This window comes from Streptomyces sp. NPDC008238 (assembly GCF_042956445.1).
GTDB lineage: Bacteria > Actinomycetota > Actinomycetes > Streptomycetales > Streptomycetaceae > Actinacidiphila.
The window spans coordinates 33,695-49,844 of record NZ_JBIBGK010000024.1; the positions used below are offsets into that span (position 1 = coordinate 33,695).

Annotated in this window: 14 protein-coding genes, 1 tRNA gene and 1 pseudogene; 7 read left to right on the forward strand and 9 right to left on the reverse strand. The window is 73.8% G+C overall.

Going from position 1 to position 16,150, the window contains the following annotated elements:
• Window positions 1-65 precede the first annotated feature (65 nt).
• Window positions 66-1,319: a fumarylacetoacetase gene (gene fahA, locus ACFZAU_RS32970; RefSeq protein WP_500555222.1), complete on the reverse strand. Its 1,254-nt coding sequence runs from the start codon at window positions 1,317-1,319 to the stop codon at window positions 66-68.
• A 229-nt stretch (window positions 1,320-1,548) separates the two neighbouring features.
• Here fahA and ACFZAU_RS32975 point away from each other — a divergent pair, with 229 nt between their 5' ends.
• The gene (locus tag ACFZAU_RS32975) at window positions 1,549-2,841 is read left to right on the forward strand and encodes a chloride channel protein (protein WP_500555223.1); all 1,293 of its coding nucleotides are present in this window, start codon (window positions 1,549-1,551) and stop codon (window positions 2,839-2,841) included.
• Window positions 2,842-2,878: 37 nt separating this feature from the next.
• Here the strand turns inward: ACFZAU_RS32975 and ACFZAU_RS32980 are convergent.
• From ACFZAU_RS32980 to ACFZAU_RS32990, 3 genes and pseudogenes are all read right to left on the reverse strand, one after another.
• Window positions 2,879-4,281: pseudogene (locus ACFZAU_RS32980) on the reverse strand (DUF2252 domain-containing protein).
• A 177-nt stretch (window positions 4,282-4,458) separates the two neighbouring features.
• The gene (locus ACFZAU_RS32985) at window positions 4,459-4,812 is read right to left on the reverse strand and encodes a hypothetical protein (protein WP_500555224.1); all 354 of its coding nucleotides are present in this window, start codon (window positions 4,810-4,812) and stop codon (window positions 4,459-4,461) included.
• A gap of 225 nt (window positions 4,813-5,037) precedes the next feature.
• Window positions 5,038-5,125: transfer RNA gene (locus ACFZAU_RS32990), tRNA-Leu, on the reverse strand.
• A gap of 173 nt (window positions 5,126-5,298) precedes the next feature.
• Here ACFZAU_RS32990 and ACFZAU_RS32995 point away from each other — a divergent pair.
• From ACFZAU_RS32995 to ACFZAU_RS33005, 3 genes are all read left to right on the forward strand, one after another.
• Window positions 5,299-6,627 carry a M20/M25/M40 family metallo-hydrolase gene (locus ACFZAU_RS32995; protein WP_499603652.1) on the forward strand — a complete coding sequence of 443 codons (1,329 nt, stop codon included), beginning with the start codon at window positions 5,299-5,301 and terminating at the stop codon, window positions 6,625-6,627.
• Between the two features lie 141 nt (window positions 6,628-6,768).
• Window positions 6,769-7,002: a chaplin gene (locus tag ACFZAU_RS33000; protein ID WP_018559022.1), complete on the forward strand. Its 234-nt coding sequence runs from the start codon at window positions 6,769-6,771 to the stop codon at window positions 7,000-7,002.
• 189 nt (window positions 7,003-7,191) lie between these two features.
• Window positions 7,192-8,127 (forward strand): chaplin, encoded by a 936-nt coding sequence (locus tag ACFZAU_RS33005; RefSeq protein ID WP_500555225.1) that lies wholly within the window; start codon window positions 7,192-7,194, stop codon window positions 8,125-8,127.
• A gap of 67 nt (window positions 8,128-8,194) precedes the next feature.
• Here the strand turns inward: ACFZAU_RS33005 and ACFZAU_RS33010 are convergent, their stop codons facing one another.
• A complete protein-coding gene (locus tag ACFZAU_RS33010) occupies window positions 8,195-8,383 on the reverse strand; it encodes a DUF5703 family protein (protein ID WP_026250995.1) in 189 nt (62 codons plus the stop codon).
• A gap of 47 nt (window positions 8,384-8,430) precedes the next feature.
• Between ACFZAU_RS33010 and ACFZAU_RS33015 the strand changes: the two genes are divergently transcribed.
• Window positions 8,431-9,045, forward strand: coding sequence for a hypothetical protein (locus ACFZAU_RS33015; RefSeq protein WP_500555226.1), 615 nt, complete (start codon window positions 8,431-8,433; stop codon window positions 9,043-9,045).
• A gap of 61 nt (window positions 9,046-9,106) precedes the next feature.
• Here ACFZAU_RS33015 and ACFZAU_RS33020 read toward each other — a convergent pair whose 3' ends face one another.
• On the reverse strand, window positions 9,107-11,146 hold the full coding sequence (locus tag ACFZAU_RS33020; RefSeq protein ID WP_500555227.1) for a helix-hairpin-helix domain-containing protein: 2,040 nt from the start codon (window positions 11,144-11,146) through the stop codon (window positions 9,107-9,109).
• A 40-nt stretch (window positions 11,147-11,186) separates the two neighbouring features.
• Window positions 11,187-12,167, reverse strand: coding sequence for an aldo/keto reductase (locus tag ACFZAU_RS33025; protein ID WP_499603644.1), 981 nt, complete (start codon window positions 12,165-12,167; stop codon window positions 11,187-11,189).
• A gap of 126 nt (window positions 12,168-12,293) precedes the next feature.
• On the opposite strand from ACFZAU_RS33025, the gene ACFZAU_RS33030 reads away from it, so the two are divergent.
• Window positions 12,294-13,346, forward strand: coding sequence for an LLM class F420-dependent oxidoreductase (locus ACFZAU_RS33030; RefSeq protein ID WP_500555228.1), 1,053 nt, complete (start codon window positions 12,294-12,296; stop codon window positions 13,344-13,346).
• 30 nt (window positions 13,347-13,376) lie between these two features.
• On the opposite strand, the gene ACFZAU_RS33035 is transcribed toward ACFZAU_RS33030, so the two are convergent.
• The gene (locus ACFZAU_RS33035; protein ID WP_499603641.1) at window positions 13,377-13,982 is read right to left on the reverse strand and encodes a hypothetical protein; all 606 of its coding nucleotides are present in this window, start codon (window positions 13,980-13,982) and stop codon (window positions 13,377-13,379) included.
• 274 nt (window positions 13,983-14,256) lie between these two features.
• Here ACFZAU_RS33035 and ACFZAU_RS33040 point away from each other — a divergent pair, with 274 nt between their 5' ends.
• Window positions 14,257-15,045 (forward strand): ferritin-like domain-containing protein, encoded by a 789-nt coding sequence (locus ACFZAU_RS33040; RefSeq protein ID WP_500555229.1) that lies wholly within the window; start codon window positions 14,257-14,259, stop codon window positions 15,043-15,045.
• A gap of 55 nt (window positions 15,046-15,100) precedes the next feature.
• Here ACFZAU_RS33040 and corA read toward each other — a convergent pair whose 3' ends face one another.
• Complete coding sequence (corA, locus tag ACFZAU_RS33045) at window positions 15,101-16,102, reverse strand: magnesium/cobalt transporter CorA (RefSeq protein ID WP_500555230.1); 1,002 nt, start codon at window positions 16,100-16,102, stop codon at window positions 15,101-15,103.
• Between the last annotated feature and the right edge of the window lie 48 nt (window positions 16,103-16,150).

Genomic DNA, 16,150 nt, shown 5'->3' on the forward strand with positions numbered 1-16,150 from the left:
CCGCGCCGTCAGGCGTAGGAGATCACGCCGACCCGGGACTCGGACAGACCCCTGAGCAGGTCAATTCACGCGGGTACCGGCCCCGCCACCACCCGGCCCGCGACCTCGCCGAAACCGATGCGGGTGCCGTCCGGTCCCGGGGCGCTCGCCGAGATGACGAGCTCGTCGCCGTCCTCAAGGAACGTCCGCTTCGTGCCGTCCGCCAGGACGAGCGGCTCCTCGCCGTTCCACGTCAGCTCGATCAGCGCACCCCGCTGCTCACGCAGCGGGCCGCTGACGGTGCCCGAGGCGAAGAGGTCGCCCGCCCGCAACGAGGCCCCGTTCACGGTCATGTGGGTGAGCATCTGGGCGTACGTCCAGTACATGGTGGAGAACGGCGGACGCGAGACGACCTCGCCCCGCAGCCGGACCTCCACGGCGATGTCGAGCCCGCGCGGCGGCGTCCCGGCGCCGCGGTCGTCCAGGTAGGGCAGGATCCCCACGTCGTGCGGCGGCGGGTCGACGCGCGCCGCGGACAGCGCGTCGAGGGGGACGATCCACGGGGAGACGGAGGTCGCGAAGGACTTGCCCAGGAACGGGCCGAGCGGCACCGTCTCCCAGGCCTGGATGTCCCGGGCGGACCAGTCGTTGAGCAGGCAGACCCCGAAGACGTGCTCCTCGGCCTCCGCCAGTGGCACGGGTTCGCCATGCGCCGTCGGGCCGCCGACGACGAAGCCGAGCTCGGCCTCGAAGTCCAGCCGCTCGCACGGCCCGAAGGACGGGGCCGAGAGGCCGGCGCCCCTGCGCTGCCCGTTGGGACGCACCACCGGCGTCCCCGAGACCACGATCGTGCCGCTGCGGCCGTGGTAACCGATCGGCAGGTGCTTCCAGTTGGGGGGCAGCGGCTCCCCGTCCGGGCGGAAGATCCGGCCGACGTTGGTGGCGTGGTGCTCCGAGGCGTAGAAGTCGACGTAGTCGGCCACGTCGAAGGCCAGGTGGAGCGTGACGGAGTCGCGCGGCAGCAGGTGCGGCTCGACGGCCGGCCGGTGGGCCTCGTCGGTCAGCCACGCGGTGACCAGCGACCGCACCGCCGTCCACGCCGAACGCCCGGCCGCCAGCAGCGGGTTGAGCGTCGGCGCGGTCAGCAGCCCGGCCTCCGGGCCGGCCGTCCCGGCACCGGCGGTGCGGGCGGCGGCGCCCGCGTCGAGCACGTGGTCTCCGATCGCGACGCCGATCCGGCGTTCCCGCGGGCGGTCCGCGGTGGTGAACACCCCGTACGGCAGATTGTGGACGCCGAAGGGGGAGTCGTCCGGCACGGCGACCCAGGTGGGGGCGGCCATGGCACCTCCAGATACGTCGGGGCCGCGCTTCCTCGCGCGGTCGGCTCACCCTAACGTCCAGCGTGCCCTGCGCCTCGGTGCGGCCCCGCGTCGGTAGTCTCGCCGGACATCACCCGTTCCGCCCCATTCGCGAGCGAGGAGGCCGGCGATCAGCCACCCCGGGAACCAGCCTCAGGAAGCGGACCAACTGCGCGAACTCCTGTGCCGGCCGGCGTACCGCAGGACCCTGGTGTTCTCCGCGCTGATCGGCATCCCGGTGTCCTTCCTGGCCTTCTGGTTCCTCGTCGCGCTGCACGAACTGGAGCGGCTGCTGTGGCAGGTGCTCCCCGGGCAGTTCGGCCTGCGGACGCCGCCGTGGTGGTGGCCACTGCCGCTGCTCACCCTCGCCGGCGTGGTCGTGGGCCTGGTCGTCACCCGCCTGCCGGGGCGCGGCGGCCACGTCCCGGCGGGCGGCCTGCACACCGGCGGGATCACCCCGTCCGCGTTGCCCGGGGTGGTCCTCGCCGCCCTCGCCGGCCTTCCGCTGGGCGCGGTGCTCGGACCCGAGGCCCCGCTCATCGCCGTCGGCGGCGGACTCGCCCTGCTCTTCCGCGACCTGGTCCGCTCGCCGGCGACCCCGCAGAACAACGCGCTGCTGGGCGCGGCCGGTTCGGCGGCGGCGATCGCCACGATCTTCGGCAATCCCGTGGTCGCCGGAGTCCTCCTGATGGAGGTGGCCGGGATCGGCGGGCCCCAGCTGTTCGCCGTGATGCTGCCGGCCCTGCTCGCCAGCGGCGTGGGCGACATCGTGTTCACCGGCTTCGGCCGCTGGACGGGACTGAAGACGTCCCACCTCGACATCGGCCTGCCCCGGCCGCCCACGCTCGACGCCGGCGACGTGGTGTGGGGCGTGCTGCTCGCCCTGGCCGTCGGAGCGGGCGTGCACCTGACCGTCACCGGCGGCAGGGCCGCCGCAGTGTTCGTCTCCCGCCGGCCGCTGCCGCACACCGTGCTCCTGGCGCTCGCCGCCGGTGCCTGCGCCGCCGGGTACGCGCTGGCAACCGGCCGTACCCCGGAGGAGGTCGCCTCCTCCGGGCAGACGACGCTGGCGCGGATGGCCGCCGACCCGCACCTCTGGCCGGCCGGCGCCCTGGTCGCGGTGCTGCTGTGCAAGGGCGCCGGCTACGCGCTGTGCCTGGGCGGCCTGCGCGGCGGCCCGATCTTCCCCTCGCTCTTCCTGGGCGGTGCCGCCGGCCTGCTGGCCGCCCCGCTGCCGGGGTTCGGGGTCGTACCGGCGATGGCGGCGGGCATGGCCGCGGCCGGCGCCGCCGCGATGCGCCTGCCGGTGAGCACTGTGGTGCTCGTGGTGCTGCTGCTCGGCAACGCCGAGTCGGTGCCGGTCGTGGTGCTCGCGGTGGTCGTCTCCTTCGTGGTGGCCGAACTGCTGCCGCAGGGCCCCGACATCCCTCCGCTGCCGCCGCTCAGAGGCGGGCGCCCGCCCGCCCCCGGCCGGGCGCCCCGCCCGGCGTCGTCGCGCCCGTGACGACGTCCCGACGGCGTGCCGCGCCACCGCGCGGGCGTCAGACGGTCTCCGCCCGGACCCGTCCGGCGCGGACGGCGTCCACGAGCGCCCGGTGGTCCCGCTCGTTCTGGTCCGCGTACGCCTCGGCGAACCGGGCGACCGCCCGGTCGAAGACGTCCGAGCCCCCCAGGTACGCCGCGATCGCGATCCGGTCCCCGGACCGCGCGTGCGCCCTGGCCAGGGTGGCGCCGCACACCTCCCCGAACAGCGTCATCGTCCGCGGGACGAGGTCCTCGGCCACCACGATGCCCTTCCAGTCGCGCAACTGCCGTACGTAGAAGTCGCGCTGACGCCCGTCGACGCCGTACAGGCGCTCCCAGCCGAGGAAGATGTCGCTGGTCGCCTGCATCAGGCGCTGCCCGGCGACCACCCGCTCGCCCTGCGTACGGTGCGTCCCCGCCCCCGCGTAGGGCGCCAGGACCGACTCCTCGGCCTCCTTGGCCTGCAGGAACAGCGGATCCCCGTCGTCCTTGCCCAGCAGGAGCAGGATCCAGCAGCGGGTGCCCACGCTGCCGACCCCGACGACCTTGCGCGCGCAGTCGGCGAGCCGGTACTGCTCGAGCAGGAAGCGGCGGTCGGGCTGCAGGGTGTGCCCGTACCGCTCGACGAGCCGGGCGATCTCCTTCTCCAGGGCGGCGCGGGCGTCGCCGTCGAGCAGGTCGCGCAGCGGCATCAGCAGCGGGGGATCGGGGGCGATCAGCCGCCGGCCCTCGATCACCCGGGTCAGCCTGTCGAAGGCCTGCAGGGTGTCGCGCGCCCGGGCCCGGGCCCGGGCGCGCTCCCAGCGCGCCACGTCCCCGCCGCCCATCATCGGCGCGAACTGCTGCTGCAACTCGTCCGCCTCGAAACGGGTGTACCAGACCTGCAGGTTGCCCATCCCCGCGAAGCCGCGCATCCGGCGCCGGTATGCGCCCACGGCCGCCCGCACCACCCGCGCGCGTTCGGCCGCCGAGAAGCCGTTGGCGCGCGCCCCGCGACGACCAGGCTCGCGGCCAGGCGCTTGACGTCCCACTCCCAGGGGCCCGGCAGGGTCTCGTCGAAGTCGTTGATGTCGAACATCAGCCGCCGCTCGGGCGAGGCCAGCAGCCGGAAGTTCAGCAGGTGCGCGTCCCCGCACAACTGGGCCCGCAGGCCCGAGCGCGGCGTCCCCGCCAGGTCCCGGGCCATGATCGCGGCGGCCCTGCGGTAGAAGCGGAACGGCGACTCGGTCATGCGGCCGTAGCGGATGGGCACGAGTTCCGGCACGCGCCGCGCCGACTGCTCCTCCACGACGTCCACCGGGTCGGGCCGGTCCGCCGCGGGCGCGTACTCGGCGTGCGCGGACCGCGGCGCCGCCTTGCGGGCCGCCTTGCCGTGCGCGGCCCGCTCGCCGGGGGGTCCCCACCGGGCGTCCACGGTCATCGCGGTCACCGTCCTCCGGGCCGCACGGCCCGCGGGGAACGGGCGGGTGCGCGGGCCACCTCAAACGTAAGCCCGGCCCGTGGGCACGGCGAATCGGGCCCGGACGCGGGCCGCCCGGGTCCTGCGACGTGCGGGCCACCCCGGACGCCGCTGCGTCCGGCCGTTGATGACCCCTGGTCAGGCGTTCCCGCCGACGACGGTGAAGCTCATCCAGGGCTCCGCGTCCGGGACGCCCGGGTTGCTGGTCTTCGTCGCCAGGTAGTAGCTCTCCGTGCCCTCCAGGTTCTTGCAGCCGGGGCCGGTGTGCAGGACCACGTCGTTGAGCGTCTTGTTCGTGATGGACCGGGCACCCGTGGGCGGCAGCTGGTGGCAGCCGTCCACCGAGGGGTTGTCGATCTGCACCACCTTGTTGTCGGGGGTGGTGTACACCACCGAGCCCACCGCTGTGGGGGTCACACCGGAGCAGCTCGCGGCGCCGAGCAGGAGGAACAGTGCGCCGGCGCGGATGCCGTGCCGCCGGGGATCGGCCATGGTGAGCGTCCTCGTCTGTGCGGAGAGCGGTGCGAGGGCAACGCTGCCCCCGGCCGCCGGCGCTGTCATGCCGGGCGCGACCAGTCGGCCGATCGTCCGCCGCCCCTTTCACCTGCCCGGGTGACCGCGGGGCGGGCGTCCCCACCGGGGAGAGGTCCCGGACGCCGCAAACGCCTGTGGGCGGCACCGCCGGTCTCCCGGTCGTGCCGCCCACAGGCGTCTGTGTGGTGTCCGAGGGGGGACTTGAACCCCCACGCCCGATAAAGGGCACTAGCACCTCAAGCTAGCGCGTCTGCCATTCCGCCACCCGGACAAGGTGTTCGCCGCCCGGCACTCGGCCCGGCGACGTGGAAAACAATAGCAAACATCCGGAGGTCCCCGATCACACGCCTGCCGTGACGGGAGCAGGGCGGCCGGCCCGGGGCCCTCGCGGCGCGCGGAGGGGGCGCGGGAGGATGGCGGGGACCGACGAACGAAGGAGACAGCGTGAGCGAGTCGAACTCGGCCGCCCGTACGACCACCGCAGAGGACGAGGTCGTCGACCTCTGCCGGGACCTGATCCGGATCGACACCAGCAACTACGGCGACCACTCGGGGCCGGGTGAGCGGGCCGCCGCCGAGTACGTGGCGGAGAAGCTCGCCGAGGTCGGCCTGGAGCCGCAGGTCTTCGAGTCCCACAAGGGACGGGCCTCCACCGTCGCCCGCATCGCCGGCGAGGACCCCTCCCGCCCGGCCCTGCTGATCCACGGCCACACCGACGTCGTCCCCGCGAACGCGGACGACTGGACCCACCACCCCTTCTCCGGCGAGATCGCCGACGGGTGCGTCTGGGGCCGCGGCGCGGTCGACATGAAGGACATGGACGCGATGACCCTGGCCGTCGTGCGCGACATGCTGCGCAGCGGCCGCCGGCCGCCCCGCGACATCGTGCTGGCCTTCCTCGCCGACGAGGAGGCGGGCGGCGTCTACGGGGCACGGCACCTGGTCGACCGGCACCCCGGGCTGTTCGAGGGCGTGACCGAGGCCATCGGCGAGGTCGGCGGCTTCTCCTTCACCGTCAACGAGGACGTCCGGCTGTACCTGATCGAGACCGCCCAGAAGGGCATGCACTGGATGCGGCTCACCGTGGACGGCACCGCCGGCCACGGCTCCATGACGAACACCGACAACGCCATCACGGAGCTCTGCGAGGCGGTCGGGCGGCTCGGCCGGCACGAGTTCCCGGTACGGGTGACCAAGTCCGTGCGGGGATTCCTGGACGAGCTCGGCGACGCCCTCGGTACCGAGCTCGACCCGGAGGACATGGAGGCGACGCTGGCCAAGCTGGGCGGCATCGCGAAGATCATCGGGGCCACGCTGCGCAACACCGCGGCCCCCACGATGCTGGGCGCCGGCTACAAGGTGAACGTCATTCCCGGCCAGGCCACCGCGCACGTCGACGGGCGCTTCCTGCCCGGGCACGAGAAGGAGTTCCTGGCCGACGTCGACCGGATCCTCGGTCCCCGGGTCCGGCGCGAGGACGTGCACTCCGACAAGGCGCTGGAGACCAGCTTCGACGGTGCCCTGGTCGAGGCCATGCAGGCGGCGCTGAAGGCCGAGGACCCGATCGCCCGCGCGGTGCCGTACTGCCTGTCCGGCGGGACCGACGCCAAGTCCTTCGACGACCTCGGGATCCGCTGCTTCGGATTCGCCCCGCTGCAATTGCCGCCGGAGCTGGATTTCGCGGGGATGTTCCACGGCGTGGACGAGCGGGTGCCGGTCGACGGACTGAAGTTCGGCGTGCGCGTTCTCGACCGTTTCCTTGCGAACTGCTGAGACGACGCTCGCATCATCGACATTTCTTGCCGCTTAGCCGAAAAGAGTGAATGAATCCCGGCGGCAGTAGCGCGCCTCCTCCCTGGTCGTTGGTTCGTGTGCGGTCCGAGGTTGGGGCCGTTTTGCCAACAAGGAGGAAAAATGATCAAGAAGGTCGTCGCTGCTGCCGCTGTCACCGGTGGGCTCGTGGCTGCGGGTGCCGGCGTGGCCGTCGCCGACTCCGGCGCTCAGGCTGCCGCCGTCGGTTCCCCGGGGGTCCTCTCCGGCAATGTGATCCAGGTGCCCGTCAACATCCCGGTCAACCTGTGCGGCAACACGATCAACATCGTGGGGCTGCTGAACCCGGCTCTGGGCAACGCCTGCTTCAACAACTGACGCCGCGGCGGGCCGCACTGCTGCAGGCCTGATCCCGGCGGCCCCGGAGGCGCCATCTCCGCGTTCCGGGGCCGCCGCACCGGCTAGGGGTGGGACACCGGTCATCCGGCCCCGGGGGGTCATTCATTCCCCCGGCGGGCGATAGTCCGCCGGTTTCCGTATCGGAAAAGCAAGAGGCAAGGACATTCAATGCGACAAGTCGCGAAAAAGGGGCTGCTCACCGCAGTCGCGACAGGCGGCGTGCTCGCCGTCACCACCGGCGGTATGGCCTACGCGGACTCCACCGCGTCCGGCGTCGCCGCCGGCTCTCCGGGCGTTCTGTCCGGCAACACCATCCAGGCGCCGGTGAACATTCCGATCAACGCCTGCGGCAACACCGTCAACGTCGTCGGGCTCCTCAACCCGGCGGCGGGCAACACCTGCGTCAACGGCTCCATCGACCACGGCAAGGGCCACGGCTACGGCCAGGGCAAGGGCTACGGGAAGAAGGAGAGCGGCGGCTACGGCGGCGGCAAGAGCGGCGGCTACGGCCAGGGTGGCGGCAAGGGCGGCAAGAGCGGCGGCTACGGCGGCGGCAAGGGCTACGGCCAGGGCGGCAGCAAGGGCTACGGCGGCGGCAAGGGCTACGGCAAGGGCCACGACGGCGACGAGGGCTACGGGCACCGCGGTGGCGGCGCCTCGGCCCGCGCCGCGGCGGTCGGCTCCCCGGGCGTCCTGTCCGGCAACGTGATCCAGGCGCCGATCAACATCCCGGTCAACGTCTGCGGCAACACGATCGACGTCATCGGGATCCTGAACCCGGCGGCGGGCAACACCTGCGCCAACACCGGTGGCTACTACCACCACGAGGGCAAGGGTCACCACCACAAGCCCGGGCACCACGGCAACCGCCACAAGCCCGGCAAGGAGAACGAGAAGGAGAACGAGGGCGGCGGTGGCGGCGGCGGTGGCGGCGGCGGCGGTGGCGGCGGCGGTGGCAACCAGCCGCAGTCCATGGGCCACGGCGGCGGTCCGTCCCTGGCCCGCACCGGTGCCGGCGACATCGCCACGGGCCTGCTGACCAGCGCCGGTCTCCTGCTGGGCGGTGCGGTGCTCTTCCGCCGCGCCCGCGCGGTCAAGAACTGAGCGGCACGGTCTCACCCCTTCGGGGCCCCGCGTTTCGCGGGGCCCCGTTCCGCGTCCGGGGGCGACCTCACCAGGTGGCGCGTATCTGCCGGATGATCCGTCGGCGCAGCCGCACCCGGCGGCTGCCGTCCGGATAGAGGCGGAGCCGGTCGAGCTCCCAGTGACCGTACTCGGCGTGGTCGGTCAGCAGGCGCTGAGCCTCCTTGCGGGAGACTCCCCGCGGCACGTACACATCTCTGAATTCGTATTCGGGCATCGCATCTATTGTGCGGGGAGCGCCCCGGTACGGATAGCGTCTTCTGCATGTCTGATGCCGCGCAGCCCACCGTTGCCGAGGTACGAGCCGCCGTCGAGGCGGTGAAAGCCGCGCTGGACCGCCACCTGGACGCGATCGAGAACCGCACCGGGGAGGACGATCCCGCGGTCTACCGGGCCTTCGAGGGCCTCGCCTCGGCCGCCGAGGCCTACGACGAGCTGCTCTACGACACCTACGACGAGGTCACCCCCTTCGAGGTGCCGCTCGGGGACACCCTCCCCGACTACGCCGGGCCGGGGGAGCCGGGCGCGATCAGCGTCCTGATCCGCCGGGACTACACCGTGGCCGACCCCCAGCGGCTGCGCCGGCAGGCGGAACGGGTCTCCGGCTCCACGGCGGAGGACGGCGGGGACATCGGCGCGGCCGTGGGCGCCCTCTTCGGGGAGTACGAGCCCGACGAGATCGCCGAGCGCCACAAGGAGTTCGGCCTGGAGGAGGGCGACTCCACGCTCTGGGTGACCGCGGCGGGGCATGCCGAGCCCGGCGAGTGGCTCTCCGCGCCCTTCGACCAGGCGGACCCGCGGCACCTGCTCTGCCGCTTCGACGTCAGCGCCGTCTACGACGACGAGGCCGAAGCGGACGAGCTCGACCGGCTGGCCTGATCCGGCTCGGACACGGCCCGGCCGCGGGCCCGGGGGAGCCGCCCCGGGCCCGCGCCCCGGGTCACTCCGCCGCGGCGGCGGCCGCCTGCTCGCGCAGGATGTCCCGCAGACGGGTGGTGCGCTCCCGGGCGGGGACCTCCGCCACGGCGTGCGGGAGCGCCTGATCGACGCCCTGCACCACGGACAGATGGCGTTCCCCGCGGCTGAAGGCGGTGTAGACCCAGGCCCGGGTCAGGTCCTTCGCGGCGTCCCCCGGCAGGACCACGACGGCGGCCGGCCAGCGGCGGCCCGCCGCCTGGTGCGCCGTGACGGCCCAGCCGTGCCGCACCTCGCCGGGAACGGCGTCGGGCGCGACCACGACCTGCGTGCCCCCGCAGTCGAGCCGCAGCCCCTCCGCGCCGGCGGAGACGACGGTGCCCGGCACGGCCGTCCCGGGGGCCGGCGAGTGGACGATCCGGTCACCCGGGTCGAAGCCGCCGAAGCGGCCGGGCCCCGGGTTGAGCCGCTCCTTGAGCGCGGCGTTGAGCGCGCGGGTGCCGGCGGCACCGCCGTGGCCCGGGGTGATCACCTGGGTCTGCTCCGGGGGGACGCCGATGACCCGGGGCACGGAGTCCGCGACCAGTTGGACCGTGCGGTGCACGGCCTCGCCGGCGTCCCGCACCGGGACGATCACGACCTCCTTCCCGGGGGCGTCGACGGTGGCCAGCTCGCCGAAGCCGATCCCGGAGACCAGTTCGCCGACCGGGCCGGGGTCGGGCGTGCGCGAGGCGACCTGCGGGCACACCTTGGCCGCCAGCAGGTCGGCGAAGACCCGGCCGGGCCCCGGGGACCACAGCACCGCCGGGTCACCGGAGAGCACCAGGCGCGCGCCGTCGGGCACGGACTCGACCAGGGTCGCCGCCGTCTCCACGTCGAGCTGGGGCGCGTCCAGCACCGCCAGCAGGTCCAGCGCCAGGGCGCCGTCCTCGTCCCGGCCGGGGCCCTCGTGGCCCGAGAGCAGCCCGGCGAGGGTGGCGGTGGCCTCCGCGTCCACGGACCCGGCCAGCCGCCGCCTGCCGTCCTCGGTGGCCGCGACGGCCCAGGCCCGCAGCCCCAGGGAGCGGGCGGCCGCCACGAGCGCCGCCGGCTCCCCCCGGGCCGCCTCCGCGCCGGTGTGGACGACCAGACCGCTGCCGGCCGCGGCCCGGACCAGCGCCGCCGCGGACGGGGACGGGGCCGCGGCCGCCGCGCCCTCCCAGTCCTGGGACGCGTCCGCGTCGAAGGTGTTGAGGAGCCTGCCCAGGCCGTCCGCGAGGCTCTCCTCGGCGAGCGCGTAGCGGTCCAGGCCGAGGAGCAGCCGCACCGGCGCCTCCTCGTCCTCCTCGCCGGCCGCCGGACGGGCACCGGCGCTCTCGTCCGGGACGTGGAAGACCAGCACCAGGCCGTCCGCGACGGCGGCCTTCAGGGTTTCCTCGGCGCCGGTGACCCCGTTCTGCCCGAGTGCCGCGCCGAGCGTCCCCCATTCGAGCGCGGTGTGGCCCCGCTCGGCGGCCCGCTCCAGCAGCCAGACGACCAGCGCGCGCACCCGGCGCGCGTCGTCGGGGCCGGCCTCGCCGCCGAGCAGCGTCTTGGCGAAGCCGTCGGCCTGGTCCACCCGGACCCCGGCGAGCGCCAGCACCTGCCACGGGTCCTCGCGCAGCGTCTCACCGGCCCGTTCGCCCAGCGCCGTCACGGCGGCCTCGGCCATGCCCTCGGGGGCCCCGCCCGCCGCCAGCACCGTCCGTGCGGCCGCGACCGCGTCTTCGCTGAGCCGGTCGGGCAGCGCGGGCCGCGCCACGGGGGCGGGCGCCGGGGCGGGCGCAGGGGAGGGGGCGGCCGCGGGCGGCGCCGCGGCGGGACGTACGGGCCCGCCGCTCCTGGCGGGCGCGGTGGGACGCTCGCCGCGCTCGATGGCCCGCACCGCCGCGGCCAGGTCCGAGAGTTCGGCGGGGAGCTGCGAACCAACGCCCTCGGTCGAGGGCCGGGGCCGCCGGGGAGCCGCGGACTCCTCGGCGGCGGCCTCCTGCGGCTCGGCGCCCTCCTCGCGGGCGCCGTCCTCGCGGTCGTCGCGGTCCTCGGTCACGGTGGCCTCCGTTGTACGGCGGACTACGGCCGGGGCCCGATCACAGCGTGCTCCAGTCGTGGTCCGGATAGCGGTGCACCGGCGCAGAGACGTCGTCCAGCGCCTGGCAGATCTCATCGGGAAGACTAAGGGTCTCCACTGACAACGCGGCAGCGAGCTGCTGGGCGTTGCGCGCCCCGACGATCGGGGCGACGACCCCCGGGCGGTCCCGCACCCAGGCGAGCGCCACCTGCAGGGGGCTGGCGGCCAGCCCGTCGGCCGCTATGGCCAGCGCGTCCACGATGAGCCGGGCCGTCTCGTCGAGGTAGGGGGCGACGAAGGGCGCCATGTCCTCGGAGCCGCCGCGGGAGTCCTGCGGGGTCCCGTGCCGGTACTTGCCGGTCAGCACCCCGCGTCCCAGCGGCGAGGAGGGCAGCAGCCCCACCCCCAGGTCCAGCGCGGCGGGCAGCACCTCGCGCTCGATGCCGCGCTGCAGCAGCGAGTACTCCATCTGCGTGCTGGCCAGCGGCGTGCGCGTGGGCAGCGCCTGCTGCCAGGTGGCCGCCTTCGCCAGCTGCCAGCCGCAGAAGTTGGACACCCCGACGTAGCGGGCGCGGCCGGAGCTCACGGCGAGGTCGAGGGCCTGCAGCGTCTCGTCGAGCGGGGTGGTCGCGTCGTACGCGTGCACCTGCCACAGGTCGACGTGGTCGGTGCCGAGCCGCTGCAGGGACGCGTCGAGTGCCGCCAGCAGGTGGCCGCGCGAGGTGTCGAAGCGGCGGTAGGGGTCGGGCACGCTGCCGGCCTTGGTGGCGATCACCAGGTCCGAGCGCGGCACCAGGTCCTCCACCAGCCGGCCGAGGAGGTACTCGGCCCCGCCGTCCCCGTACACGTCGGCGGTGTCCACGAGCGTGCCCCCGGCCTCCCAGAAGGCCTTGAGCTGGTCGGCGGCGTCGAGTTCGCCGGTGTCGCGCCCCCAGGTCAGCGTGCCGAGCCCGAGCCTGGACACGCGCAGTCCCGTACGGCCGAGGTGCCTTTGCTCCATGAGGGGTGAGATTACTGGTCGTCCGGGACCTTTGGGCAGGAGTGACGTACCCGACAGGCGCCGGCGCGCGCCCGGAGCGATAAGGTCCGGGGAACAAAGACGTTACTCATCGGTAAGGGGATCGCCATGCGGCTCGGGATCAACCTCGGCTACTGGGGCGCCGGGATGGACGCCGACAACCTCGCCGTGGCGCAGGAGGCGGACCGCCTCGGCTACTCCGTGTGCTGGGCGGCCGAGGCCTACGGCTCGGACGCGCCCACCGTGCTGTCCTGGGTGGCCGCGCAGACCGAGCGCATCGACGTCGGCTCCGCGATCTTCCAGATCCCGGCCCGTACGCCCGCGATGACGGCGATGACCGCCGCCACCCTCGACTCCCTGTCGGGCGGCCGCTTCCGGCTGGGCCTGGGCGTGTCCGGCCCGCAGGTCTCCGAGGGCTGGTACGGCGTCAGGTTCGACAAGCCGCTGGCCCGCACGCGCGAGTACGTCGAGATCGTCCGCAAGGCGATGTCCCGGGAGCGGCTCAGCCACGAGGGCGAGCACTGGACGCTGCCGCTGCCCGGCGGCCCCGGCAAGGCGCTGAAGCTGACGGTGCATCCGGTGCGCGAGCGCGTCCCGCTGTACATCGCCGCGATCGGCCCGAAGAACCTGGAGCAGACCGGCGAGATCGCCGACGGCGCCCTGCTGATCTTCCCCTCGGCCGACCACCTGGAGGACACCGCGCTCCGCCACATCCGGGCGGGCCGCGAGAAGGCCGGGAAGACCATGGACGGCTTCGACGTCTGCCCCACCGTGCCGCTCGCCGTCGGCGAGGACGTGGACGCGCTGGCCGACCTCTTCCGCCCCTACACCGCCCTGTACGTGGGCGGCATGGGCAGCCGCGAGCAGAACTTCTACAACCGGCTCGCCCGGCGCATGGGGTTCGAGAAGGAGGCCGCCGAGATCCAGGACAAGTACCTGTCCGGCGACAAGGACGGCGCCGCCGCCGCGATCCCGCGCGAACTCATCGACTCCACCACCCTGCTGGGTTCCGTGGAGCGGATCGCCGACCGGATGCAGGCGTACGCGGGCGCCGGCGTCACCACGCTGACCCTGGCCCCGGCCGGGTTCACCCTGGACGAGCGGGTCGCCGCGCTGCGCGCGGGCGTCGAGGCGCTGGAGCGCGCCGGACTCGCGGAGTAGGGGCCACGGGCCCACGGCGCCGGTCCCGGCTCAGCCCGGGACCAGGCGCCCCATCATCCGCCCGAAGGCGATCAGGCGCGCTATCTGGCCGGCCCCGCCGTCGTCGAGGGACTTGCTGAACCGGAAGGCCTCCGGGCGGAAGCGGGCGGAGGCGATCTGGCCGTCGGCGTCGCCGCGCACCGCGCTCAGTTCCTGCGGCGTGGCGGTGGCCAGCACCACGTACACCCCGCGGTCGATGCGCCGGCCCTGTTCGTCGCGGCCCACCAGCGTGCGCATGCCGACGTGGCCGATCGCGTCCAGGGGCAGCACCTGCAGCGAGGAGTCCAGCACCCGGCCGCCCGGCGCGTCCTCGTCGGCGACCTCCTCGCTGTGCCACAGGATGAGCCGCCGGCCGTCGCAGACCGCGGCCTCCTGCCACACCGAGGTGCCGGCCTCCGTCAGGTCGACGACGCGTTCCAGGGTGAAACCGCGCACCCGCCGCCGGCCCAGGATCCCGTCGATCGCCTCCAGGGCCACGTCGGCGTGGAGGAAGTAGGCGCGTGCCGCGTCGTCAAGGCGCGCGTAGGGGGCCCAGTCCGAGCCCGCCGGGCCCACGGGGCGTGCCGTCGTCCGGCTGCGCGTCGCCTTGCTGAACATGTCTTGGTCGTGACCCCTCCGAGGGGCTATGAAATCACGGGCACTTCGGCCGGCGGCAGCGCCCCTCGGTTTCCGCGGCCGTGGTGGGGGCTCGGGGGTCTTCCCCGCCACGGCCGTCACCAAACTCAACGCCCGAGGGCGCCAGGGGTTACGTGTCCGGTGCCGTACGGCCCTCATCCGTTCGGCCGAGTTGACGCCCGGGCCTGTTGCCTCCCGCATTGCGGGCGACTTGACTCGTCTTTTGCGTATGCCCGATTCGCGCAGGAGGTACGTCATGCTCTCCGCCCGGAGTCTGTTCCAGGAGATCCTCGACAACGACGACTCCTTCCGGCTGTTCTGCTCCATCGCGGCCAGCGGTGAGGCGCAGGGCGGCTGGGAGAACGGCAGGATCGCCGCACTGGTCCCCGAGTCCCAGCGTGAACTGGCCCCCAAGATCGCCCGGCACGGCGCCGACGAGGACAAGCACGGCCGGATCTTCCACGCCCTGATGCGCAAGCGCGGCCTCGAACCCGTCCCGGTCCCCCCGGACACCGACTACACCATGCTCCTCGAACGCGGCGGCATCGGCCTCGCCCACGACAAGCTGCGCCGCGACGAGCCCCTGACCGTGCAGGACGTCGTCACCTACCTCGCCCACAGCCGGGTCACCGAACAGCGCGCCTCCGAGCAGATGGCCCTGCTCACCAAGTACTTCGCCGACCACCCCGACATCGGCAGGGCGGTCCGCATGATCTCCGCCGACGAGGACAACCACCTCGCCTACTGCCACGAGGAACTGCTGCGCTTCGCCGGCACCGGCCACGGCGCGGCCATCGAGCGCGTCCTGCGCGAGTGCGTCCGCGCCGAGATCCGCGTCTACCGCGACGTCAGCCTCGCCGTCATGGCCCACATGGGCCGGATCCTCGGCTGGTCCGCCGCGAAGGCCGCGGTGCTGCGGGCCGGCATCCACGGGACCTACGCGTACGAACGCCTGGGCGGCTGGCGGCGGATGGTACGGCTGGTGATGCCCCAGCGCCGCGACGCGCTCGGCGGCCCCGAGCCCGCGGCGGAACCCGCGGTCTGAGCCGCCTCCCGGCCCCGCCCGCACCGTACGGACCCCGGGCGGGGCCGGGGACCGCTCAGAGCCAGCCGTGCCGCTTGAACATCCGGTACAGCAGGATCTCGGACACGGCGATGACCGCCAGGACCGCCGGGTAGCCCCACACCTGGTGGAGTTCGGGCATGTAGCGGAAGTTCATGCCGTAGATGCCCGCGATCATGGTGGGCACCGCCGCCATGGCGGCCCACGACGAGATCTTGCGCATGTCGTCGTTCTGCCGCACCCCCACCTGGGTCAGATGGGAGCTCAGCACGTCGCTGAGCAGCCGGTCGAGGCTGTCCACCTGCTCGTTGGCCCGGGTCAGGTGGTCGGCCACGTCGCGGAAGAAGGGCCGGGTGCCGGCCGCCACGTGCGGCACCGTTCCCGCCGAGAGCCGGATCATCGGCTGCATCAACGGCGCGGTGGCCCGCCGGAACTCCAGCAGCTGGCGCTTGAAGCCGTAGATCCGGCTCGCCGTGCTCTCGGCGCCCCGGCGCGCGACGGACCTGCGGCCCTCCGGGGCGAAGACCTCCGTCTCCAGGTCCTCCAGGTCGGCCTGCAGATCGGCCGCGACGACCATGTAGTCGTCCACGACGGCGTCGCTGATGGCGTACATCACCGCGGTGGGACCGTGCTTGAGGACCTCGTGCTCGGCCTCCAGGCGGTGCCGGATCTCCCCCGGGGCGATCGCCTCGCCGTGCCGCACGGTGACGACGAAGGCCTCCCCGACGAAGATCATCAGCTCGCCCGCGGTGACGGTGTCCCGCTCGTCGTCGTACGAGACCGGCTTGAGGACCAGGAACAGCGAACCCTCGTACACCTCCAGCTTGGGCCGCTGGTGGGCGCAGAGCGCGTCCTCCACGGCCAGCGGGTGCAGCCCGAACTCACGGCTGACGAGGTCGAACTCCTTCTCCGTCGGCTCGTACAGGCCGATCCAGACGAAGGCCCCCTCCGTGGACCGCGCCGCGTCCAGCGCGTCGGAGAGGTCGTCGGGGGCGGCGGTGCGCTCCCCGTCGCGGTAAATGGCGCAGTCGACGATCACACCTGTCTTCTTCCGCGATACGTCGGCGCCACACCGGACGAGCGGTGG